Annotated in this window: 1 protein-coding gene; it reads right to left on the minus strand. The window is 31.7% G+C overall.

Translation table 11 applies throughout. The annotated features are described in order from the left end of the window. Positions 1 to 94: 94 nt before the first annotated feature. Entirely contained in the window at positions 95 to 454 is a 360-nt protein-coding gene (locus ACIEHO_RS16510; protein ID WP_406973762.1) for a hypothetical protein, read from the minus strand. Between the last annotated feature and the right edge of the window lie 89 nt (positions 455 to 543).

Below are 543 nucleotides of genomic sequence, written 5' to 3' on the forward strand. Positions count from 1 at the left end.
GTATAAAAAAAAACGCCCTTAAAATGGGCGTTTTGTATCATGATTTTGTAAAATTATGGGCTTGTGCAACGGCTACCTGTGTTGGCAATAGTTTTTATTTAATTCTAATAAACTTATAATGAGTATTAGTAGTGTCCGTTTTAGCTCTCCAAACAAGGGTGTCTTTATTTCCGCTTAATGTATAAACGAAATGATTTCTAAAGTCTTTTTCGTCCAATATATTCATGTTTAAATCCGTAATATTTTTAAGATATATATTTGATTCGTCCGATGTCCAATTTTGCTTTGTTGTAAAAATTGATTTAATAATAAGCGAATCTTTGGTAAAAGTCAGACCATAACCATAGTCGCTTTTGTCAATGTATTTCCAATCTCCTATCAGTTTAGCGTTATACTCGTTTGAGACACAACCAAGGAAAACAAAAGAAAGAATTATGTATAATGTGTATTTCATCTAATTATTGCCAACGTTTATGTATATGGAAAGTTGCGTGTTTGTGTGCGAGGATTTTCCGAAGGAAAATCAGAAGCTAGCAAACAAAG

The organism is Flavisericum labens (assembly GCF_045446075.1).
GTDB lineage: Bacteria > Bacteroidota > Bacteroidia > Flavobacteriales > Flavobacteriaceae > Flavisericum > Flavisericum labens.

Bases quoted from the DNA above. Each gene is read 5' to 3' on its own strand.
- ACIEHO_RS16510 (WP_406973762.1), bottom strand. From the start codon at position 454: ATGAAATACACATTATACATAATTCTTTCTTTTGTTTTCCTTGGTTGT.